This window comes from Tepidibacter hydrothermalis (assembly GCF_029542625.1).
In the GTDB taxonomy this organism is placed as follows: Bacteria; Bacillota; Clostridia; order Peptostreptococcales; family Peptostreptococcaceae; genus Tepidibacter_A; species Tepidibacter_A hydrothermalis.
This window is the reverse complement of sequence record NZ_CP120733.1, coordinates 4,028,250-4,048,536: the sequence shown is the minus strand read 5'-3', so window position 1 is coordinate 4,048,536 and position 20,287 is coordinate 4,028,250. Positions and strand designations below refer to the sequence as shown.

At 39.5% G+C, this 20,287-nt stretch carries 14 protein-coding genes, 25 tRNA genes and 4 rRNA genes; 1 reads left to right on the top strand and 42 read right to left on the bottom strand.

Annotated elements, in window-relative coordinates; genetic code table 11:
- Window positions 1-38: 38 nt before the first annotated feature.
- The 29 genes from P4S50_RS19520 to P4S50_RS19380 form a co-directional block, all read right to left on the bottom strand.
- Window positions 39-114: transfer RNA gene (locus P4S50_RS19520), tRNA-Ala, on the bottom strand.
- A 102-nt stretch (window positions 115-216) separates the two neighbouring features.
- A 16S ribosomal RNA gene (locus P4S50_RS19515) occupies window positions 217-1,733 on the bottom strand.
- A gap of 98 nt (window positions 1,734-1,831) precedes the next feature.
- A tRNA-Met gene (locus P4S50_RS19510) sits at window positions 1,832-1,908 on the bottom strand.
- A gap of 12 nt (window positions 1,909-1,920) precedes the next feature.
- Window positions 1,921-1,996, bottom strand: a tRNA-Phe gene (locus P4S50_RS19505).
- 6 nt (window positions 1,997-2,002) lie between these two features.
- Window positions 2,003-2,079 (bottom strand) — tRNA-Ile (locus tag P4S50_RS19500).
- 17 nt (window positions 2,080-2,096) lie between these two features.
- Window positions 2,097-2,173, bottom strand: a tRNA-Ile gene (locus tag P4S50_RS19495).
- Between the two features lie 7 nt (window positions 2,174-2,180).
- Window positions 2,181-2,257, bottom strand: a tRNA-Pro gene (locus P4S50_RS19490).
- A gap of 18 nt (window positions 2,258-2,275) precedes the next feature.
- Window positions 2,276-2,351 (bottom strand) — tRNA-Trp (locus P4S50_RS19485).
- A gap of 14 nt (window positions 2,352-2,365) precedes the next feature.
- A tRNA-Ile gene (locus tag P4S50_RS19480) sits at window positions 2,366-2,442 on the bottom strand.
- 17 nt (window positions 2,443-2,459) lie between these two features.
- Window positions 2,460-2,536: transfer RNA gene (locus tag P4S50_RS19475), tRNA-Ile, on the bottom strand.
- Window positions 2,537-2,543: 7 nt separating this feature from the next.
- Window positions 2,544-2,620, bottom strand: a tRNA-Pro gene (locus P4S50_RS19470).
- 14 nt (window positions 2,621-2,634) lie between these two features.
- Window positions 2,635-2,725 (bottom strand) — tRNA-Ser (locus tag P4S50_RS19465).
- A 22-nt stretch (window positions 2,726-2,747) separates the two neighbouring features.
- Window positions 2,748-2,836 (bottom strand) — tRNA-Ser (locus tag P4S50_RS19460).
- A gap of 9 nt (window positions 2,837-2,845) precedes the next feature.
- Window positions 2,846-2,921, bottom strand: a tRNA-Lys gene (locus P4S50_RS19455).
- Between the two features lie 9 nt (window positions 2,922-2,930).
- Window positions 2,931-3,006 (bottom strand) — tRNA-Gln (locus P4S50_RS19450).
- A gap of 7 nt (window positions 3,007-3,013) precedes the next feature.
- Window positions 3,014-3,090: transfer RNA gene (locus P4S50_RS19445), tRNA-Arg, on the bottom strand.
- Between the two features lie 6 nt (window positions 3,091-3,096).
- Window positions 3,097-3,170 (bottom strand) — tRNA-Gly (locus tag P4S50_RS19440).
- A gap of 10 nt (window positions 3,171-3,180) precedes the next feature.
- A tRNA-Tyr gene (locus P4S50_RS19435) sits at window positions 3,181-3,266 on the bottom strand.
- 6 nt (window positions 3,267-3,272) lie between these two features.
- Window positions 3,273-3,347, bottom strand: a tRNA-Thr gene (locus tag P4S50_RS19430).
- A 37-nt stretch (window positions 3,348-3,384) separates the two neighbouring features.
- Window positions 3,385-3,461 (bottom strand) — tRNA-Asp (locus tag P4S50_RS19425).
- A gap of 7 nt (window positions 3,462-3,468) precedes the next feature.
- Window positions 3,469-3,544: transfer RNA gene (locus P4S50_RS19420), tRNA-Val, on the bottom strand.
- Between the two features lie 9 nt (window positions 3,545-3,553).
- A tRNA-Glu gene (locus P4S50_RS19415) sits at window positions 3,554-3,628 on the bottom strand.
- Between the two features lie 6 nt (window positions 3,629-3,634).
- A tRNA-Met gene (locus P4S50_RS19410) sits at window positions 3,635-3,710 on the bottom strand.
- Window positions 3,711-3,716: 6 nt separating this feature from the next.
- Window positions 3,717-3,805, bottom strand: a tRNA-Leu gene (locus P4S50_RS19405).
- Between the two features lie 7 nt (window positions 3,806-3,812).
- Window positions 3,813-3,887: transfer RNA gene (locus tag P4S50_RS19400), tRNA-Asn, on the bottom strand.
- A 4-nt stretch (window positions 3,888-3,891) separates the two neighbouring features.
- Window positions 3,892-4,008: ribosomal RNA gene (gene rrf / locus P4S50_RS19395) — 5S ribosomal RNA — on the bottom strand.
- 98 nt (window positions 4,009-4,106) lie between these two features.
- A 23S ribosomal RNA gene (locus P4S50_RS19390) occupies window positions 4,107-7,025 on the bottom strand.
- Window positions 7,026-7,084: 59 nt separating this feature from the next.
- Window positions 7,085-7,160: transfer RNA gene (locus tag P4S50_RS19385), tRNA-Ala, on the bottom strand.
- Window positions 7,161-7,262: 102 nt separating this feature from the next.
- Window positions 7,263-8,779 (bottom strand): 16S ribosomal RNA (locus P4S50_RS19380).
- The 16S, 23S and 5S rRNA genes sit together here with 24 tRNA genes alongside, the layout of an rRNA operon.
- A gap of 430 nt (window positions 8,780-9,209) precedes the next feature.
- Here P4S50_RS19380 and P4S50_RS19375 point away from each other — a divergent pair.
- Window positions 9,210-10,541 (top strand): IS3 family transposase, encoded by a 1,332-nt coding sequence (locus P4S50_RS19375; RefSeq protein ID WP_277730718.1) that lies wholly within the window; start codon window positions 9,210-9,212, stop codon window positions 10,539-10,541.
- 54 nt (window positions 10,542-10,595) lie between these two features.
- Here the strand turns inward: P4S50_RS19375 and P4S50_RS19370 are convergent, their stop codons facing one another.
- The 13 genes from P4S50_RS19370 to rpsM form a co-directional block, all read right to left on the bottom strand.
- The gene (locus P4S50_RS19370) at window positions 10,596-11,819 is read right to left on the bottom strand and encodes a NupC/NupG family nucleoside CNT transporter (RefSeq protein WP_277732392.1); all 1,224 of its coding nucleotides are present in this window, start codon (window positions 11,817-11,819) and stop codon (window positions 10,596-10,598) included.
- Between the two features lie 231 nt (window positions 11,820-12,050).
- Window positions 12,051-12,764 carry an N-acetylmuramoyl-L-alanine amidase CwlD gene (gene cwlD, locus P4S50_RS19365; protein ID WP_277732391.1) on the bottom strand — a complete coding sequence of 238 codons (714 nt, stop codon included), beginning with the start codon at window positions 12,762-12,764 and terminating at the stop codon, window positions 12,051-12,053.
- A gap of 65 nt (window positions 12,765-12,829) precedes the next feature.
- Window positions 12,830-13,222: a 30S ribosomal protein S9 gene (gene rpsI / locus P4S50_RS19360; RefSeq protein WP_277732390.1), complete on the bottom strand. Its 393-nt coding sequence runs from the start codon at window positions 13,220-13,222 to the stop codon at window positions 12,830-12,832.
- A gap of 28 nt (window positions 13,223-13,250) precedes the next feature.
- Complete coding sequence (gene rplM / locus P4S50_RS19355) at window positions 13,251-13,679, bottom strand: 50S ribosomal protein L13 (RefSeq protein WP_277732389.1); 429 nt, start codon at window positions 13,677-13,679, stop codon at window positions 13,251-13,253.
- A gap of 121 nt (window positions 13,680-13,800) precedes the next feature.
- Window positions 13,801-14,532, bottom strand: coding sequence for a tRNA pseudouridine(38-40) synthase TruA (gene truA / locus P4S50_RS19350; RefSeq protein ID WP_277732388.1), 732 nt, complete (start codon window positions 14,530-14,532; stop codon window positions 13,801-13,803).
- A 10-nt stretch (window positions 14,533-14,542) separates the two neighbouring features.
- The gene (locus P4S50_RS19345) at window positions 14,543-15,340 is read right to left on the bottom strand and encodes an energy-coupling factor transporter transmembrane component T family protein (protein WP_277732387.1); all 798 of its coding nucleotides are present in this window, start codon (window positions 15,338-15,340) and stop codon (window positions 14,543-14,545) included.
- A complete protein-coding gene (locus tag P4S50_RS19340) occupies window positions 15,337-16,197 on the bottom strand; it encodes an energy-coupling factor transporter ATPase (protein WP_277732386.1) in 861 nt (286 codons plus the stop codon). Before P4S50_RS19340 ends, P4S50_RS19345 begins: the two co-directional genes overlap by 4 nt.
- Window positions 16,188-17,018: an energy-coupling factor transporter ATPase gene (locus tag P4S50_RS19335; RefSeq protein ID WP_277732385.1), complete on the bottom strand. Its 831-nt coding sequence runs from the start codon at window positions 17,016-17,018 to the stop codon at window positions 16,188-16,190. The genes P4S50_RS19340 and P4S50_RS19335 overlap by 10 nt, the downstream gene beginning before the upstream one ends.
- Window positions 17,019-17,469: 451 nt before the next feature.
- Window positions 17,470-17,811, bottom strand: coding sequence for a 50S ribosomal protein L17 (gene rplQ / locus P4S50_RS19330; protein WP_277732384.1), 342 nt, complete (start codon window positions 17,809-17,811; stop codon window positions 17,470-17,472).
- Window positions 17,812-17,828: 17 nt separating this feature from the next.
- On the bottom strand, window positions 17,829-18,776 hold the full coding sequence (locus P4S50_RS19325) for a DNA-directed RNA polymerase subunit alpha (protein WP_277732383.1): 948 nt from the start codon (window positions 18,774-18,776) through the stop codon (window positions 17,829-17,831).
- 68 nt (window positions 18,777-18,844) lie between these two features.
- Window positions 18,845-19,468: a 30S ribosomal protein S4 gene (gene rpsD / locus P4S50_RS19320; RefSeq protein ID WP_277732382.1), complete on the bottom strand. Its 624-nt coding sequence runs from the start codon at window positions 19,466-19,468 to the stop codon at window positions 18,845-18,847.
- 20 nt (window positions 19,469-19,488) lie between these two features.
- Window positions 19,489-19,887 carry a 30S ribosomal protein S11 gene (gene rpsK / locus P4S50_RS19315; protein WP_277732381.1) on the bottom strand — a complete coding sequence of 133 codons (399 nt, stop codon included), beginning with the start codon at window positions 19,885-19,887 and terminating at the stop codon, window positions 19,489-19,491.
- A gap of 23 nt (window positions 19,888-19,910) precedes the next feature.
- Window positions 19,911-20,282: a 30S ribosomal protein S13 gene (gene rpsM / locus P4S50_RS19310; RefSeq protein WP_277732380.1), complete on the bottom strand. Its 372-nt coding sequence runs from the start codon at window positions 20,280-20,282 to the stop codon at window positions 19,911-19,913.
- Between the last annotated feature and the right edge of the window lie 5 nt (window positions 20,283-20,287).

Here is a 20,287-nt window from a genome sequence, read left to right as displayed (position 1 = left end):
AATTTTCAAAGTACTAAAGTAGTATATAAAATACTAAATGGTGGAGACGAGGAGAGTCGAACTCCTGACCCCTTGCTTGCAAGGCAAGTGCTCTCCCAACTGAGCTACGCCCCCATATTGTATTTTTCGACAAGATATATAATAGCAAAATTATTTATTCTCGTCAAGAGTTTTTTATGAACCCTCAAAATTAAACAGTAGGTTATTTCTCCTTAGAAAGGAGGTGATCCAGCCGCACCTTCCGATACGGCTACCTTGTTACGACTTCACCCCAGTCATTGATTTCACCTTCGGCAGATTCCTCCTTACGGTTGGATATCTGACTTCGGGCGCCCCCAACTTCCGTGGTGTGACGGGCGGTGTGTACAAGACCCGGGAACGCATTCACCGCGACATTCTGATTCGCGATTACTAGTAACTCCAGCTTCATGCAGGCGAGTTTCAGCCTGCAATCCGAACTGAGACTAGCTTTAAGAGATTAGCTTGACCTCGCGGTTTCGCAACTCTCTGTACTAGCCATTGTAGCACGTGTGTAGCCCTAAGCATAAGGGGCATGATGATTTGACGTCATCCCCACCTTCCTCCGAGTTATCCTCGGCAGTCTCTCTAGAGTGCCCATCCGAAATGCTGGCAACTAAAGATAAGGGTTGCGCTCGTTGCGGGACTTAACCCAACATCTCACGACACGAGCTGACGACAACCATGCACCACCTGTCACCTCAGTCCCCGAAGGGAAAGCTTCGATTAAGAAGCGGTCTGAGGGATGTCAAGCTTAGGTAAGGTTCTTCGCGTTGCTTCGAATTAAACCACATGCTCCGCTACTTGTGCGGGTCCCCGTCAATTCCTTTGAGTTTCACTCTTGCGAGCGTACTCCCCAGGCGGAGTGCTTAATGCGTTAGCTGCGGCACCGAGGGGGGTAACCCCCGACACCTAGCACTCATCGTTTACGGCGTGGACTACCAGGGTATCTAATCCTGTTCGCTCCCCACGCTTTCGTGCCTCAGCGTCAGTTACAGTCCAGAGAGCCGCCTTCGCAACTGGTATTCCTCCTAATATCTACGCATTTCACCGCTACACTAGGAATTCTACTCTCCTCTCCTGCACTCAAGCCCTACAGTTTCAAAAGCTTACTACGGTTGAGCCGTAGCCTTTCACTTCTGACTTGCAGGGCCGCCTACGCACCCTTTACGCCCAGTTATTCCGGATAACGCTTGCCCCCTACGTATTACCGCGGCTGCTGGCACGTAGTTAGCCGGGGCTTCCTCCTAAGGTACCGTCATTATCTTCCCTTAGGACAGAGCTTTACGACCCGAAGGCCTTCATCGCTCACGCGGCGTTGCTGCATCAGGGTTTCCCCCATTGTGCAATATTCCCCACTGCTGCCTCCCGTAGGAGTCTGGACCGTGTCTCAGTTCCAGTGTGGCCGATCACCCTCTCAGGTCGGCTACCCATCGTCGCCTTGGTAAGCTTTTACCTCACCAACTAGCTAATGGGACGCGGGTCCATCCTACACCGATAAAATCTTTGACATTTTTAAGATGCCTTAAAAATGTATTATCTCGTATTAGCATATCTTTCGATATGTTATCCGTGTGTATAGGGCAGGTTACCCACGCGTTACTCACCCGTCCGCCGCTAAGATTAAGAAGCAAGCTTCTTAATCTCCGCTCGACTTGCATGTGTTAGGCACGCCGCCAGCGTTCATCCTGAGCCAGGATCAAACTCTTAAATAAAAGTTTGTCAGTACTCAGTAACTGACTTTATGTGTTGTTTCCGAAAATCACTGTTTGTGATTTATTTATAACCTACTGTTTAATTTTCAAGGTTCACTTGGTAGCGGCAACTAGATTCGAACTAGTGACCTTTCGGGTATGAACCGAACGCTCTAGCCAACTGAGCTATGCCGCCACACTAATTCTCTGGTGCCCAGAGGCGGAATCGAACCACCGACACGGGGATTTTCAGTCCCCTGCTCTACCGACTGAGCTATCTGGGCATAAAGTGGTGGGCCTTCAGGGACTCGAACCCCAGACCTACCGGTTATGAGCCGGGCGCTCTAACCAACTGAGCTAAAGGCCCACTTTATATTGTTCTTATGGTGGGCTTAGCTGGACTCGAACCAGCGACCTCACGCTTATCAGGCGTGCGCTCTAACCACCTGAGCTATAAGCCCTAATAATTGGTCGAGGTGGAGGGACTCGAACCCCCGGCCCCATGGTCCCAAACCACGTGCGCTACCAAACTGCGCTACACCTCGATTTTTGAATAATAAACTTGGCAGGGGTGACAGGACTCGAACCTACGACATACGGTTTTGGAGACCGTCGTTCTACCAACTGAACTACACCCCTACAAAATTATAAAGTGGTGGGCCTTCAGGGACTCGAACCCCAGACCTACCGGTTATGAGCCGGGCGCTCTAACCAACTGAGCTAAAGGCCCACTTTATATTGTTCTTATGGTGGGCTTAGCTGGACTCGAACCAGCGACCTCACGCTTATCAGGCGTGCGCTCTAACCACCTGAGCTATAAGCCCCAATAATTGGTCGAGGTGGAGGGACTCGAACCCCCGGCCCCATGGTCCCAAACCACGTGCGCTACCAAACTGCGCTACACCTCGATTTTTGAATAAAATGGCGGAGAAGGAGGGATTCGAACCCTCGCGTCCCGTAAAAGACCTACTCCCTTAGCAGGGGAGCCTCTTTAGCCACTTGAGTACTTCTCCATTTTAAACATTCTTATTCACTTGGCGGAGGAGGTGGGATTCGAACCCACGGTCCCTTTCGGAATCACTGGTTTTCAAGACCAGCTCCTTAAGCCACTCGGACACCCCTCCGTACTTATTTGGTGACCCATCCGCGACTCGAACGCGGGACACCCTGATTAAAAGTCAGGTGCTCTACCGACTGAGCTAATGGGTCAAATTAAATTGGCTGGGGATGCTGGACTCGAACCAACGCATACATGAGTCAAAGTCATGTGCCTTACCGACTTGGCGAATCCCCAGTATATATGGCGTACCTGCAGGGATTCGAACCCCGGACACGTGGCTTAGAAGGCCACTGCTCTATCCAACTGAGCTACAGGTACATATTTTGGAGCGGGTGAAGGGAGTCGAACCCTCGCAGCTGGCTTGGAAGGCCAGAACTCTACCACTGAGTTACACCCGCATATTTTATTTGGTGGAGGGGACTGGATTCGAACCAGTGAAAGCGATGCTAACAGATTTACAGTCTGCCCCCTTTGGCCAACTCGGGAACCCCTCCATGTTTTGGAGCTAGTGATAGGAATCGAACCTACAACCTGCTGATTACAAGTCAGCTGCTCTACCGTTGAGCCACACTAGCACTTTTTTTATTCTTTTGTATCTCCCATAAAATTATTTGGCGACCTGGAAGGGACTCGAACCCTCGACCTCCAGCGTGACAGGCTGGCATTCTAACCAACTGAACTACCAGGCCAAATAATTGGTGGGCTCAACAGGGCTCGAACCTGTGACCCCCTGCTTGTAAGGCAGGTGCTCTCCCAGCTGAGCTATGAGCCCAATTACTAATGGTGACCCCTAGGGGAATCGAACCCCTGTTACCGCCGTGAAAGGGCGGTGTCTTAACCGCTTGACCAAGGGGCCATGCTTTGGTTGCGGGAGCAGGACTCGAACCTACGACCTTCGGGTTATGAGCCCGACGAGCTGCCAACTGCTCCATCCCGCGTTATTATGGTGCCGAGGACCGGAATCGAACCGGTACGATCTGTAAGGACCGCAGGATTTTAAGTCCTGTGCGTCTGCCAGTTCCGCCACCTCGGCACATATTTGGCTCCAAGGGTGGGGCTCGAACCCACAGCCTATCGGTTAACAGCCGATTGCTCCACCATTGAGCTACCTTGGAACATACGTGGCTACGTCTTACTCTCCCAGGGGGCTGCCCCCCAAGTACCATCAGCGCTAAAGAGCTTAACTTCTGTGTTCGGAATGGGAACAGGTGTATCCTCTTTGCTATAATAACCACATTTTTTTTGTCGAACAAGATATATTTTATCATCATTAGTTTATCTTGTCAACCTTTTTTTCGAAAGTTAATACTTTCAAAATTGACCAGATTTAATAAAAGGTTAAGTCCTCGATCTATTAGTATTCATCAGCTGAACCCATTACTGAGCTTACACCTTGAACCTATCAACCAGGTAGTCTTCCTGGGATCTTACTCATAAAGATGGGAAATCTTATCTTGAGGTTGGCTTCGCGCTTAGATGCTTTCAGCGCTTATCCATTCCATACATAGCTACCCAGCTATGCCACTGGCGTGACAACTGGTGCACCAGAGGTATGTCCATCCCGGTCCTCTCGTACTAAGGACAGCTCCTCTCAAATTTCCTACGCCTGCGACGGATAGGGACCGAACTGTCTCACGACGTTCTGAACCCAGCTCGCGTACCACTTTAATGGGCGAACAGCCCAACCCTTGGGACCTACTACAGCCCCAGGATGTGATGAGCCGACATCGAGGTGCCAAACCTCCCCGTCGATGTGGACTCTTGGGGGAGATAAGCCTGTTATCCCCAGGGTAGCTTTTATCCGTTGAGCGATGGCCCTTCCACGCGGAACCACCGGATCACTAAGCCCGACTTTCGTCCTTGCTCGACCTGTATGTCTTGCAATCAAGCTCCCTTTTGCCTTTGCACTCTTCGCACGATTTCCGACCGTGCTGAGGGAACCTTTGGGCGCCTCCGTTACATTTTGGGAGGCGACCGCCCCAGTCAAACTGTCCACCTGACAGTGTCCCAAGACCAGATTCATGGTCTATGGTTAGAATCTCAATATTACAAGGGTGGTATCCCAAGGGTGACTCCACGAAAACTGGCGTTCTCGTATCTCAGTCTCCCACCTATCCTGTACATGTAATATCGAAATCCAATGCCAGGCTACAGTAAAGCTCCATGGGGTCTTTCCGTCCTGTCGCAGGTATCCGGCATCTTCACCGGAATTACAATTTCACCGAGTCTTTTGTTGAGACAGTGCCCAAATCGTTACGCCTTTCGTGCGGGTCGGAACTTACCCGACAAGGAATTTCGCTACCTTAGGACCGTTATAGTTACGGCCGCCGTTTACTGGGGCTTAAGTTCAATGCTTCGACTTACGTCTAACACATCCCCTTAACCTTCCAGCACCGGGCAGGCGTCAGCTCCTATACATCGTCTTTCGACTTAGCAGAAACCTATGTTTTTGGTAAACAGTCGCTTGGGCCTATTCTCTGCGGCCTCTTCGGGCATACACCCTAATGAGGCACCCCTTATCCCTAAGTTACGGGGTCATTTTGCCGAGTTCCTTAACAAAAGTTCTCTCGCTAGCCTTAGAATTCTCTTCTCACCCACCTGTGTCGGTTTGCGGTACGGGTACCTTTAATCTCAGTAGAGGCTTTTCTTGACAGCATGAAATCGACTACTTCGCTACTTAATTTCGCTCCCCATCACACCTCAGAATTGCACCGACGGATTTGCCTATCAGTGCTCCCTTAATGCTTGGACCTACATCCAATAGTAGGATAGCCTATCCTTCTGTGTCACCCCATTCTTCAAACGATTATCGGTAGTACAGGAATCTCAACCTGTTGTCCATCACCTACGCCTTTCGGCCTCGGCTTAGGTCCCGACTAACCCTGAGCGGACGAACCTTCCTCAGGAAACCTTGGGTTTTCGGCCCGTAGGATTCTCACCTACGTCTCGCTACTCATGCCAACATTCTCTCTTCACTGCAGTCCACTAGTCCTTCCGGTCTAGCTTCAACCCGCAGTGAATGCTCCCCTACCCATTGACAAAGTCAATGCCGTAGCTTCGGTAGTAAGTTTTAGCCCCGATAATTTTCGGCGCAGGATCACTCGACCAGTGAGCTATTACGCACTCTTTGAATGAATGGCTGCTTCTAAGCCAACATCCTGGTTGTCTGTGCAATCCCACATCCTTTACCACTTAACTTACATTTAGGGACCTTAGCTGACGGTCTGGGCTGTTTCCCTCTCGACTATGAATCTTATCACCCACAGTCTGACTCCCAAGCAAAAGATAAAGGCATTCGGAGTTTGATAGTCTTCGGTAACCCATAGGGCCCCTAGGACATTCAGTGCTCTACCTCCTCATCTCTAAGCTTGAGGCTAGCCCTAAAGCTATTTCGGGGAGAACCAGCTATCTCCGAGCTCGATTGGAATTTCACCTCTACCCACAGCTCATCCCCGCACTTTTCAACGTGCGTGGGTTCGGACCTCCACGAAATTTTACTTTCGCTTCATCCTGGCCATGGGTAGGTCGCTCGGTTTCGGGTCTACGACAAGTAACTGAATCGCCCAGTTAAGACTCGCTTTCGCTACGGCTCCAGACCCTAAGTCCTTAACCTTGCTACTTATCGTAACTCGTTGGCCCGTTCTACAAAAAGTACGTGGTCACACTAATAATGTGCTCCCACAGCTTGTAGGCATAGGGTTTCAGGTTCTATTTCACTCCCCTTCCGGGGTTCTTTTCACCTTTCCCTCACGGTACTATACGCTATCGGTCACCAAGGAGTATTTAGCCTTGGGGGGTGGTCCCCCCAGCTTCCCACAGGGTTTCACGTGTCCCGTGGTACTCTGGAGTACGCTTGATGGTCTTCTCGTTTAATCTACAGGACTATTACCTTCTACGGTGGGTCTTTCCAAACCTCTTCGACTACAATACCTCCATCTTAATAAGCATATCCGCAACCCCTATGAAGAAAACTTCATAGGTTTGGGCTAATCCCCTTTCGCTCGCCGCTACTCAGGGAATCGATTTTTCTTTCTCCTCCTCGGGGTACTTAGATGTTTCAGTTCCCCCGGTTCCCCTCCTTAGACTATGAATTCATCTAAGGATACCTAGACATTACTCTAGGTGGGTTTCCCCATTCGGAAATCTCCGGATCAAAGATTGCTTGCATCTCCCCGAAGCTTATCGCAGCTTACCACGTCCTTCATCGGCTCTTGGTGCCAAGGCATCCGCCCTACGCCCTTAATAACTTAACCTAAATTTATTTAAATCTGTTCAATTTTCAAAGTACTAAAGTAGTATATAAAATACTAAATGGTGGAGACGAGGAGAGTCGAACTCCTGACCCCTTGCTTGCAAGGCAAGTGCTCTCCCAACTGAGCTACGCCCCCATATTGTATTTTTCGACAAGATATATAATAGCAAAATTATTTATTCTCGTCAAGAGTTTTTTATGAACCCTCAAAATTAAACAGTAGGTTATTTCTCCTTAGAAAGGAGGTGATCCAGCCGCACCTTCCGATACGGCTACCTTGTTACGACTTCACCCCAGTCATTGATTTCACCTTCGGCAGATTCCTCCTTACGGTTGGATATCTGACTTCGGGCGCCCCCAACTTCCGTGGTGTGACGGGCGGTGTGTACAAGACCCGGGAACGCATTCACCGCGACATTCTGATTCGCGATTACTAGTAACTCCAGCTTCATGCAGGCGAGTTTCAGCCTGCAATCCGAACTGAGACTAGCTTTAAGAGATTAGCTTGACCTCGCGGTTTCGCAACTCTCTGTACTAGCCATTGTAGCACGTGTGTAGCCCTAAGCATAAGGGGCATGATGATTTGACGTCATCCCCACCTTCCTCCGAGTTATCCTCGGCAGTCTCTCTAGAGTGCCCATCCGAAATGCTGGCAACTAAAGATAAGGGTTGCGCTCGTTGCGGGACTTAACCCAACATCTCACGACACGAGCTGACGACAACCATGCACCACCTGTCACCTCAGTCCCCGAAGGGAAAGCTTCGATTAAGAAGCGGTCTGAGGGATGTCAAGCTTAGGTAAGGTTCTTCGCGTTGCTTCGAATTAAACCACATGCTCCGCTACTTGTGCGGGTCCCCGTCAATTCCTTTGAGTTTCACTCTTGCGAGCGTACTCCCCAGGCGGAGTGCTTAATGCGTTAGCTGCGGCACCGAGGGGGGTAACCCCCGACACCTAGCACTCATCGTTTACGGCGTGGACTACCAGGGTATCTAATCCTGTTCGCTCCCCACGCTTTCGTGCCTCAGCGTCAGTTACAGTCCAGAGAGCCGCCTTCGCAACTGGTATTCCTCCTAATATCTACGCATTTCACCGCTACACTAGGAATTCTACTCTCCTCTCCTGCACTCAAGCCCTACAGTTTCAAAAGCTTACTACGGTTGAGCCGTAGCCTTTCACTTCTGACTTGCAGGGCCGCCTACGCACCCTTTACGCCCAGTTATTCCGGATAACGCTTGCCCCCTACGTATTACCGCGGCTGCTGGCACGTAGTTAGCCGGGGCTTCCTCCTAAGGTACCGTCATTATCTTCCCTTAGGACAGAGCTTTACGACCCGAAGGCCTTCATCGCTCACGCGGCGTTGCTGCATCAGGGTTTCCCCCATTGTGCAATATTCCCCACTGCTGCCTCCCGTAGGAGTCTGGACCGTGTCTCAGTTCCAGTGTGGCCGATCACCCTCTCAGGTCGGCTACCCATCGTCGCCTTGGTAAGCTTTTACCTCACCAACTAGCTAATGGGACGCGGGTCCATCCTACACCGATAAAATCTTTGACATTTTTAAGATGCCTTAAAAATGTATTATCTCGTATTAGCATATCTTTCGATATGTTATCCGTGTGTATAGGGCAGGTTACCCACGCGTTACTCACCCGTCCGCCGCTAAGATTAAGAAGCAAGCTTCTTAATCTCCGCTCGACTTGCATGTGTTAGGCACGCCGCCAGCGTTCATCCTGAGCCAGGATCAAACTCTTAAATAAAAGTTTGTCAGTACTCAGTAACTGACTTTATGTGTTGTTTCCGAAAATCACTGTTTGTGATTTATTTATAACCTACTGTTTAATTTTCAAAGTTCATATGTTGTATTCCTGTGTTTCTCGTTTGCCTCGTTGTTGAGGACAAGTAATAATATATCAGCTTTCTCTATATCCGTCAATACTTTTTTTAAAGTTTTTATATTTTTTCTATTTTTTTACTTTATAGATACAAATCTATTGACATTCCTTAATTATACTGTCCAAGATTATAATAATATATTTATATTTCAATAAATTTCAATATAAATTCTTTATATAAAAAAAGAAGTCGCTTAAGTAAAATGGTACCTATAGATTGGACACATAAAAAAGAGTGTCTAGTTTATAGGTACTTTTTTGTGTATAATTATCATTGAATATGGAGGCCTTTAGTATGAGTAAAATTACATTTTCAAAAGACAATATTGAAAGATTAAATAAGAACCCTTATGTAAAGCGCGTTAGCGAGAAGTCAATAACATACTCTGACGAGTTTAAAATAATGTTTATTGAGGAGTATTTAAGAGGAAGCACACCACGAACTATTTTCATTGATGCTGGATTTGACGTTGAAATACTTGGTGTCAAGCGCTATGAACAGGCGGCAGCCAGATGGATAAAAGCGTACAAGAAAGATGGAATTATAGGATTAAGTGATACTAGAAGAGTGAATTCAGGCAGACCAAGTAATGCTCCAGTTTCAAAGGACGATATTATTAGCAAACAAGAAGCTAAAATAAAACTGCTTGAGGAACAATTAGAATTGCTAAAAAAGCTCGACGTGACAGAAAGGAGGCTGGTAAACAACTGCGTAAATCTAACAAATAATGAAGTATATGAGTTAATTTTAAAGACTGTGTCTAAAAAAGATTATTCAGGCACAGTTTCTTATTGCTGCTCAATTTTAGGGGTTTCACGTTCAGGTTATTATCATTATTTAAAGACAGCACCTTCTAGAACTATAAGGGAGAATGAAGATTTAAAAGCTAGAGATATTATATTAAAGGCTTATAATTATAGAGGTTATAAGAAAGGTTCTAGATCAATTAAAATGACACTAGAAAATGAGTTTGGTATTATATACAGTAGAAAAAAAATCCAAAGGATTATGCGAAAATACAGTATAGTATGTCCTATAAGAAAAGCCAATCCGTATAGAAGAATAGCCAAAGCGACAAAAGAACATAGAGTAGTACCTAATCTGCTACAGAGAAATTTCAAACAGGGTATTCCTGGCAAGGTGCTACTTACTGATATCACATACATCCCTTACGGGATAAATAAAATGGCATATTTATCAGCTATCAAAGATAGCTCTAGTAACGATATTCTAGCATATCATGTATCTGATCGAATTACTTTAGATATAGCTACAATTACAATTAAAAAATTAGTTAATACACATAAAGCTGATTTACATGATGAAGCTTTTATCCATTCTGACCAAGGGGTCCACTATACAAGCCCTAAATTCCAAAAATTACTAAAAAGCCATAATCTAGGACAATCCATGTCTAGACGTGGTAACTGCTGGGATAATGCACCTCAAGAATCCTTCTTTGGTCATATGAAGGATGAAGTAGATTTCAAAACATGTTCTACACTTGAAGAAGTAATTAATAAAGTTGATAATTACATGGATTACTATAATAATTATAGATGTCAATGGGGATTAAAAAAGATGACTCCTAAACAATTTAGAAATCATCTTTTGAATGCAGCTTAACCCTTTTTTTATAATGTCCTTGACAAAGGGTCCATTTTAAAGCGACTTCTTTTTTTATATAATCATACCAGCTATAGATGCTGTTAAAAATGCGGCTACAGTTCCTCCAACTAAAGCCTTTATTCCTAACTGAGCTATTTCTCCTCTTCTTTTAGGTGCTAACCCTCCAATTCCTCCTAATTGTACAGCTATAGACGAAAAATTTGCAAATCCACAAAGAGCATACGTCAATATAGTGATAGTTCTAGGTTGAAGTGTCCCGTTAGCTATATGTCCAGATAAATTAGCGTAAGCAACAAACTCATTTATAACTGTTTTTTGCCCTAATAATGAACCAGCTGCAACTATATCTTGAGATGGAATACCCATTATATATGCAATTGGAGCACATATATAACCTAATATTGATTCTAAAGTTAATCCATCTATTCCTATAATATTTCCTAAGAACTGAATACTGCCGTTAACCATAGCTATTAAAGCAACAAATGCAAGTAGCATACCTGCAACATTAAGTGCAAGCTGCAATCCTTCTGAGGCTCCTCTTGCTGCAGCATCTATAATATTAGCATCCACTTTTTCTACTTCAAATTCTACACTTCCTCTTGTAACCGGTTCCTCACTTTCCGGAACTATAATTTTAGCTGCTACCAATGCTGCAGGTGCTGACATTACAGATGCTGCTATTAAGTGGCCTGCATCCACTCCCATTCCTACATATCCAGCCATAACTCCACCGGCAACTGTAGCCATTCCACCTATCATTATTGCATTTAACTCTGATCTTGTCATTTTTTCTATATATGGTTTTATAACTAAAGGCGCTTCTGTTTGTCCTACAAATATATTTGCAGCAGCTGATAATGACTCGGCTCCTGATGTACCCATTAATTTTGCCATAAATCCAGCTATATATTTAATTATAAACTGCATAACTCCTAAATGATATAACACAGACATAAGCGATGAAAAAAATATTATAGTAGGCAACACTTGAAATGCAAATATAAACCCAAAACTATCTGTATTACTAACTAATCCCCCAAATAAGAATGAAGAACCATCTTTTGTAAAATCTAAAAGAATCGTTACAACCCCTGATAATTTTTCAAAAATAGCTCTTCCTAAACTTGTTTTTAATATTAAAAATGCAAATAACACCTGAATTCCGATCCCCATTATTACTAATTTAGTATCTATTCTTTTCCTATTCTCAGATATCAAGTAGCATATTCCTAAAAGAACAAATATTCCTATAAAACTTATAAACCTCTCCATACGTTTTCCTCCTTTTTGCAAATCATTATTATGTCTTTTATTTCACAAGGAAAATAATATCATATTTTGTCGAAATAATCAAACTTTAATTTTATTTAATATTATAACAATTATTTCTATTTAAATTTAATTTTAAAATCCATTAAACATCCTATGTTTTAAGTTTTTTATCTATTTTTCAAAAAAATAAAAGATATGTGTATTAATACACATATCTTTCGTTTTTTCAGCTTATTGTAAAGAATTAAAATATTTTTGTATTCCAGCATATATAGCCCATGCTATTTTATCTTGATATTCATCTTTTTTAAGAAGATTTTCCTCTTTTAAATTAGATAAAAATCCACATTCAATGAGTGTTGATGCAACCCCATTCTCTTTAAATAAATACAAATCCGATCTTACCTTTGCCTTCCTATTATTGCTTTTATCAACAACTCTTTTCATTTCTTCTTGTATGAAAGTAGCTAACTGCTTTCCATATTCATCATTCTTTGGGTATAATACATGTGCTCCATAGTATTTAGGATCACTGAAGCTATTTAAATGTATAGATACAAATATATCTGCTTTTGATTCTTTTATTAGTTGCTTTCTATTTCTCAAGTTCTCATTATATCTTTGTCTAATGCTTTTCTTTCCATCTTCTATGTATAAACTCTCATCCTTTTCTCTTGTTAAAATAACCAGTGCTCCGCTTTCTTCTAATAAGGATCTTACCTTTAGTGCTATTTTTAAGTTTATATCTTTTTCTAGAGTATTTTTTTTACCTAATGCTCCTGGATCAATTCCACCGTGTCCAGCGTCAATTACAATAACTTTATTAGTTACAGGCATGTTTATAGTAGTCTTACTTATATTGTAATTAGTTAAATATATTATAGACAATAGCATAGTAAGCGCTATAGTCCACATTACATATTTCTTTCTTAAAAAAATAACCATATACAATCACCCTGTAAATATATATGAAAAAAGACTTTGGAATATTCCAAAGTCTTTGATATATATTATCTCTTTGAGAATTGTGGAGCTCTTCTCGCAGCTTTTAATCCATATTTCTTTCTTTCTTTCATTCTTGGATCTCTAGTTAAGTATCCAGCTGTTTTTAAAGTAGATCTTAATTCTGCATCTACCTTTAATAAAGCTCTTGATATTCCGTGTCTTACTGCTCCCGCTTGTCCTGTAAATCCGCCACCTTCAACTTTTACTATAACATCATACTGTCCTGCAGTTTCAGTTATAACTAGTGGGTTCTTAACTTCTCTTCTTAAAGTCTCATAGTTAAAGTACTCATCTAAACTCTTTCCATTAACTACTATATTTCCTTCACCCGCTACTAATCTAACTCTAGCTACTGAGTGTTTTCTTCTTCCTGTTCCATAATATTGAACGTTTGCCATATCTAACTCCTCCTTTCACCTAAATTAATTATATATCTAAGCTTTCTGGGTTTTGAGCTGCATGAGTATGCTCAGCGCCAGCAAATACTCTTAATCTTTTCATCATATTGCTTCTTAATTTATTCTTACATAACATACCATTTACTGCATGTATTATAACTTCTTCTGGCTTTTCAGCTAAAAGTCTTCTGTAAGGGATTTCTACTAATCCACCAACATGCCCTGTATGATATCTGTATAATTTTTGATCCAATTTCTTCCCAGTTAACTTAACCTTCTCAGCATTAACAACTACAACGAAATCTCCACCGTCTACGTGTGGTGTAAATGTAGGCTTGTGCTTACCTCTTAATAATACTGCAATTTCAGTAGATAAACGACCTAAAGTTTTTCCTTCAGCGTCTATTATATACCATTTTCTTTGAACTTCACTTGGCTTACCAATATATGATTTCATTATTTTCCCTCCTTACTATCCTTTTATGTGCGCAAATTGATCTTTTATATAAAATCCGGGGCTAATGGACTTATAAACACATTCTCTATATATTCTAATACACTGTGCACGGTGTGTCAAGCTAATAATACACTTTTTCTAAAAACAATCCTTTACTATCTGCTGTATTTCCAGCTTTTTTCCTATCCTTAGATTCTATTATATCTTTTAGGCTCAGATCTATTCTTCCTCTTCCTATATCTACTAATGTTCCAGCTATTATTCTGACCATATTATACAAAAATCCGTTACCTTCTATTTCTAATATTATTAGATTACCTTCTTTTTTTAATTCTACCTCATATATAGTTCTAACAGTAGTCTTTACAGAAGATCCTGTTCTCATAAAACCTTTAAAATCATGCTCTCCTATTAGATGTTTTGATTCTTCTATCATCTTATCTATATCTAAATTATGTTTTACAAAATATGAAACATCATTATAAATAGGTCTTTTATATTTGGAGTTGAGTATTACGTATCTATATCTCTTTCTCTTTGCATGATATCTCGCATGAAAATCAAGACTAACTTCTTTAGCATCTACTATACTTATATCCTCTGGTAGCTTAGAATTAATAGCTCCAGGTATTTTATCAATGGGTATACGTATTTTAGTATGGAAATTTGCAACTTGACCTAGTGCATGTACCCCAGCATCAGTTCTTCCAGAATATATCAAGTTCACTTTTTCATTAGTTATCTTATATATAGCATCCTCCAGACATCCTTGTACTGATAATTTATCCTTCTGTCTTTGGAATCCATAATAGTTAGTTCCCTTATATTCTATTGTTATCATTATGTTACGCATGCATTATCACCTATATCATTCTAGTTATTATTATTATTGTTATATAGATAAATACTATACTATAAGCTATATAATCTTTTTTACTCATTCTTATTTGATTCATCCTAGTTCTATTATCTCCACCTCTATAGCATCTAGCTTCCATAGCCATAGCAAGTTCATCAGCTCTTCTAAAAGCGCTTATAAATAGTGGTACTAGCAACGGAACTAAGTTTTTAGCTCTACTTATAATATTTTTACTTTCAAAATCTGCTCCTCTTCCCATTTGAGCCTTCATTATCTTATCGGTTTCATCTAACAAAGTAGGAATGAATCTTAATGCAATTGTCATCATCATAGCAAGTTCGTGTGCTGGCACCCCTATTTTTTTAAAGGGATTTAAAAGTTTTTCTATTCCATCAGTTAGCTCTATTGGAGATGTTGATAATGTAAGCAAGGATGTACCTACAACCAATAATATAAGTCTTATCACCATAAAACTTCCTTGTTTTAAACCTTCATCTGATATTCCTAAAGGCCCTATTTCAAAAACGGTATTACCAGGTATCATAAATATGTTAATTGCAAAAGTAAATACAATTATAAACATTATTGGTTTTAGTCCTTTTAATATATAATTAGCTGGTATTTTAGATAGTTTAAGTGTTGATATTATAAAAGCAAGTACTAAAACATATGGATAAAACTGATTTATTATAAAAAGAGAAGACATAAATATAAATGTAGATATTAATTTAACTCTTGGATCTAATTTGTGTACTACAGAATTTGTAGGATAATATTGACCTATTGTTATATCTTTTATCATTTCTTTTTACTCCTTATACATTTTAGTATTTCTTCCTTAGCTTCTTCTAAAGTAATGATATCTTCTCTTATATCAAATCCTTTTTCCCTAAGTTTTATAGTAAGTTCTGATACTTGTGGTATTCCTAATCCTATTTCTTTAAGTCTTTTCCCTTTTCTAAAGACTTCTCTAGGAGTAGACATCAAATCAACCTTACCTTTATACATAACCAATATTCTATCTGATATTTTAGCCATATCTTCCATGCTATGTGAAGATATTATTATTGTAATATCATATTTTTCATGTAAAAACTTTATTTGGCTTAAAATTTCATCTCTACCTGCTGGATCTAACCCTGCAGTTGGCTCATCTAATATTAAAATATCTGGTTTCATAGCTATAACACCCGCTATTGCTACTCTTCTTTTTTGACCTCCTGATAAATCAAATGGGGATCTATCTTTAAACTCATTATAATCAAGTCCTACAAGTTCCATAGATTCTTTTACTCTATCATCTATTTCTTTTTCACTTAATTTTAAATTAGTAGGTCCAAACGCTATATCTTTACATATTGTTTCTTCAAATAATTGATACTCTGGATATTGAAAAACAACTCCAACTTTTTTTCTAATTTCTGTCAAGCTTATATTAGGGTCAGTTATATCTACTCCATCTATTATTATATTTCCACTAGTTGGCTTTAATAAACCATTTAAATGTTGAATCAAAGTAGACTTCCCCGATCCTGTATGTCCTATCAATCCTATTATTTCACCTTTATTTATTTCTAAGTTCACATTATCAAGTGCCTTACTTTCAAAAGGTGAATTTGGATTATATACGTATACTAAATCCTTGATTACTATCGACATAAATTCATCACCATCTCATCTACAGTTAATATATCCGATCTCATATCTATTCCTTCTTTTCTAAGTTCATATGTCAATTCTGTCATAAAAGGAACATCTAGTCCAAGCTTTTTTAACTTATCTACATGTATAAAAACTTCTTTGGGTTTTCCTTGCAATACTATCTTACCTTTTTCCATTACAACGATTCTATCTGCATCTACGGCTTCTTCCATAAAATGAGTTATATGTATTATTGTAATATTTTCTTCTTGATTCAGTCTCTTGATAGTATTCATGACTTCTCTTCTTCCAGACGGATCAAGCATGGCTGTGGGTTCATCAAATATTATGCATTCAGGTTTCATAGCAATAATTCCTGCAATTGCAACTCTTTGTTTTTGTCCTCCTGACAGTAAATGTGGTGCTTTATCCTTAAATTCATACATTCCAACAGATTTCAAAGATTCTTCAACTCTTTTTTTTATCTCATCTGGCTGTATCCCTAAATTTTCAGGTCCAAAAGCAACATCCTCTTCTACTACTGTTGCTACTATTTGGTTGTCTGGATTTTGGAATACCATACCTGCACTCTGTCTTATATTCCAAAGTTTAGAATCATCTTTTGTATTCATATCATTTATAAGTATATTTCCCTTTGTAGGCTTTAGTATAGCATTTAAATTCTTTGATAATGTGGATTTTCCAGAACCATTGTGTCCTATAATAACCACAAATTCTCCTCTTTTGATATCTAAATTCAATTCATCAAGCGCTTTTGACTGAATGTTTTCTTGAGAATATTCAAAAGATATATTATCTATCTTAACTATGTCATTCATATTTTTACCTCTTTTCTATTATCAAAAAGTCTTTATTATATAAAATCTTTAAAGGTTGACTTCTTTGAATTTCATAAGGTGTTTTAAAAGTTATTTTATTTTTATATGGGTCAAGCCCTATTATATAACCTAGATTCTATTATATAAAAATAAAATAACTTTTAAAAGTATAAATCTTACTTTATTTTGAAATTAATACGAAAATCTATAATTTTATTGTATATACAGCAATACTTGATTCAAATGTAGTTTTTTCAATAAATTATCCACAAACCAAAAAATTTATAATACCTTAGTATATAAAAAAGTTCTTCTTTAGAAGAATCTTAAATGTAAATTTTTTTGAAACTCATAACGAAAATTATATTTATCCACAACTTAAAAAGGAATATAATTTCCTATTCGTTATAAAAAAATAGGAATTAAGCTATTAGCCTAATTCCATCTTCTACTATACTAATTCTAGTATTCCTACTTCAGCTCCATCACCTTTTCTAACACCAAGCTTTATAATTCTTGTATATCCACCATTTCTTTCTTGGTATTTAGGTGCGATTTCATCAAATAAGTTTTTGATTACAGTTTCATCTAAAACGTAAGCTGATACTTGACGTCTAGCATGTAAGTCTCCTCTTTTTGCTAGAGTTATCATTTTTTCAGCCATTCTGCGTGTTTCTTTTGCTCTTGTTACTGTAGTCTCTATTTTTTTATTCTTTAAAAGATCAGTAACTAAGTTTCTAAGCATCATGTTTCTGTGAGCAGTTACACGACCTAATTTACGGTACTTAGCCATGTCATTCCCTCCTTTTCTTAGTCTTCACTCGGCTTAAGTCCTAGTTCAAGCTCTTCAAGTTTTTGAATAACCTCTTCTAATGACTTTTTACCTAAGTTTCTAACTTTCATCATGTCTTCTTCGCTTTTACTGCTTAATTCTTCAACAGAATTTATACCTGCTCTCTTTAAGCAATTATACGATCTAACAGAAAGATCAAGTTCTTCGATAGTCATCTCTAAAACTTTCTCTTTTTTATCTTCTTCTTTTTCCACCATTATTTCAACATTTCCAACATGCTCTGTAAGGTTGATGAATAAGTTTAAGTGTTCTACTAATATCTTAGCACCAAGAGAGATTCCCTCTTGAGGATTTATACTTCCGTTAGTCCAAACTTCAAATATTAATTTATCATAATCTGTTATTTGGCCTACTCTTGTATTTTCAACTTTATAACTTACTTTTTCAACTGGAGTATATATAGAGTCAACAGGAATTACACCAATAGGCATGTTCTCAGTTTTATTGTTTTCAGCTGGAACGTAACCTCTTCCTTTGTCTACATTTATTTCCATGTTAAATTTAGCATTTGTATCTAAAGTTGCTATACGTAAATCCTTACTTAATATCTCTACATCAGGAGGACATATAATATCTTTACCAGTTATTACACCCTCACCCTGAGCTTCTATTTTCAATGTTCTACTACCTTCTCCATCTATCTCAGCAGATAATTCTTTTAAAGCAAGCATTATTTCTGTTACATCTTCTTTTACACCCGGTATAGTAGAGAACTCATGAAGTACTCCATCTATTTTTATAGAAGTAACAGCAACTCCTGGAAGTGAAGAAAGTAATATTCTTCTTAATGCGTTTCCTACAGTAATTCCGTATCCTCTTTCTAGAGGTTCTACGATAAATTTACCATATCTATTATCTTCGCTTATTTCGCAAATTTCTATTCTAGGCTTTTCTATTTCAATCATTAATAAAACCCTCCTTAATTTTTATTAATCCACTGAGGGCAAACATTTCTACGATACAACTCAATTTATTACTTAGAGTAAAGCTCTACGATTAAGTGCTCTGCTATTTCTAAATCTACATCTTCTCTTACTGGTAAAGCAGTTATCTTAGCTTCCATCTTTTCTATGCTTGCATCAATCCACTTAGGAGCAACTCTTGTAGAGTTTTCAACTAGTGCTTTGAATTTAGCTGAAGATTTAGAGTTATCTTTAACAGCTATAACATCTCCAACTTGCATTATCATAGAAGGTACATTAGCTTTATGTCCATTTAATGAAAAATGTCCATGTCTTACTAATTGTCTAGCTTCTTTTCTTGAAGAAGCAAGTCCCATTCTATAAACAGTGTTGTCAAGTCTTCTCTCTAATAAGCTAAGTAAGTTTTCACCTGTTATTCCTGGCATTTTTTCAGCCTTTTCATAAAGGTTTCTGAATTGAGTTTCTAGAACTCCATATATTCTCTTAACTTTTTGCTTTTCTCTTAATTGTAATCCATAGTTAGAAACTTTTTTTCTTCCCTGTCCATGTTGACCTGGCGCATAGTTTCTTTTATTTATAGCACATTTATCTGTATAGCATCTATCGCCTTTAAGGAATAACTTCATTCCTTCTCTACGGCATAGTCTACATACTGCACCTGTATATCTTGCCATTTATTACACCTCCTACTGTATTACACTCTTCTTCTCTTTGGCGGTCTACAACCATTGTGTGGTATTGGAGTAACGTCTTTTATCATAGTAACGTCAAGTCCTGCAGCTTGTAATGATCTTATAGCTGCTTCACGTCCTGGTCCTGGTCCTTTTACAAATACCTCTACTGTCTTTAATCCGTGCTCCATAGCTCCTTTAGAAGCTGTTTCTGCAGCCATTTGTGCTGCAAATGGAGTAGCTTTTCTAGATCCTTTGAATCCTAATTGTCCTGCACTAGCCCATGAAATTGCATTTCCGTGAACATCAGTTAATGTAATTATCGTATTATTGAAAGTTGACTGAATATGAGCATGACCACGTTCTATATTTTTACGCTCTTTTCTTCTAACACGTGTAGCTTTCTTTTTAGGTTTAGCCATTTTTTTCCCTCCTTACTTACGATCTATTTTTTCTTCTTACGAGATACAGTCTTTCTCGGTCCTTTTCTCGTTCTAGCATTTGTCTTAGTCTTTTGACCTCTTAATGGAAGTCCTCTCATATGACGAATACCTCTATAACATTTAATGTCTCTAAGTCTCTTTATGTTTAAGGCGATCTCTCTTCTTAAATCTCCTTCAACAAGTTGATCAGAGTCTATTAATTTTCTTAATGTATTTACTTCTTCTTCAGTTAAATCTTTTATTCTTATATTAGCATCTATGCCAGCTTTTTCAAGTATTTGGTTAGAAGTCGTTTTACCTATACCAAATATATAAGTTAAGCCTATTTCTGCTCTTTTGTCTCTTGGTAAGTCTACCCCAGCAATTCTTGCCATATTCT

Excerpts from the sequence above, each read along its gene's own strand:
- P4S50_RS19375 (WP_277730718.1), top strand. The coding sequence starts at position 9,210 with ATGAGTAAAATTACATTTTCAAAAGACAATATTGAAAGATTAAATAAG.
- P4S50_RS19370 (WP_277732392.1), bottom strand. The coding sequence starts at position 11,819 with ATGGAGAGGTTTATAAGTTTTATAGGAATATTTGTTCTTTTAGGAATA.
- cwlD (WP_277732391.1), bottom strand. The coding sequence starts at position 12,764 with ATGGTTATTTTTTTAAGAAAGAAATATGTAATGTGGACTATAGCGCTT.
- rpsI (WP_277732390.1), bottom strand. The coding sequence starts at position 13,222 with ATGGCAAACGTTCAATATTATGGAACAGGAAGAAGAAAACACTCAGTA.
- rplM (WP_277732389.1), bottom strand. The coding sequence starts at position 13,679 with ATGAAATCATATATTGGTAAGCCAAGTGAAGTTCAAAGAAAATGGTAT.
- truA (WP_277732388.1), bottom strand. The coding sequence starts at position 14,532 with ATGCGTAACATAATGATAACAATAGAATATAAGGGAACTAACTATTAT.
- P4S50_RS19345 (WP_277732387.1), bottom strand. The coding sequence starts at position 15,340 with ATGATAAAAGATATAACAATAGGTCAATATTATCCTACAAATTCTGTA.
- P4S50_RS19340 (WP_277732386.1), bottom strand. The coding sequence starts at position 16,197 with ATGTCGATAGTAATCAAGGATTTAGTATACGTATATAATCCAAATTCA.
- P4S50_RS19335 (WP_277732385.1), bottom strand. The coding sequence starts at position 17,018 with ATGAATGACATAGTTAAGATAGATAATATATCTTTTGAATATTCTCAA.
- rplQ (WP_277732384.1), bottom strand. The coding sequence starts at position 17,811 with ATGGCTAAGTACCGTAAATTAGGTCGTGTAACTGCTCACAGAAACATG.
- P4S50_RS19325 (WP_277732383.1), bottom strand. The coding sequence starts at position 18,776 with ATGATTGAAATAGAAAAGCCTAGAATAGAAATTTGCGAAATAAGCGAA.
- rpsD (WP_277732382.1), bottom strand. The coding sequence starts at position 19,468 with ATGGCAAGATATACAGGTGCAGTATGTAGACTATGCCGTAGAGAAGGA.
- rpsK (WP_277732381.1), bottom strand. The coding sequence starts at position 19,887 with ATGGCTAAACCTAAAAAGAAAGCTACACGTGTTAGAAGAAAAGAGCGT.
- rpsM (WP_277732380.1), bottom strand. The coding sequence starts at position 20,282 with ATGGCAAGAATTGCTGGGGTAGACTTACCAAGAGACAAAAGAGCAGAA.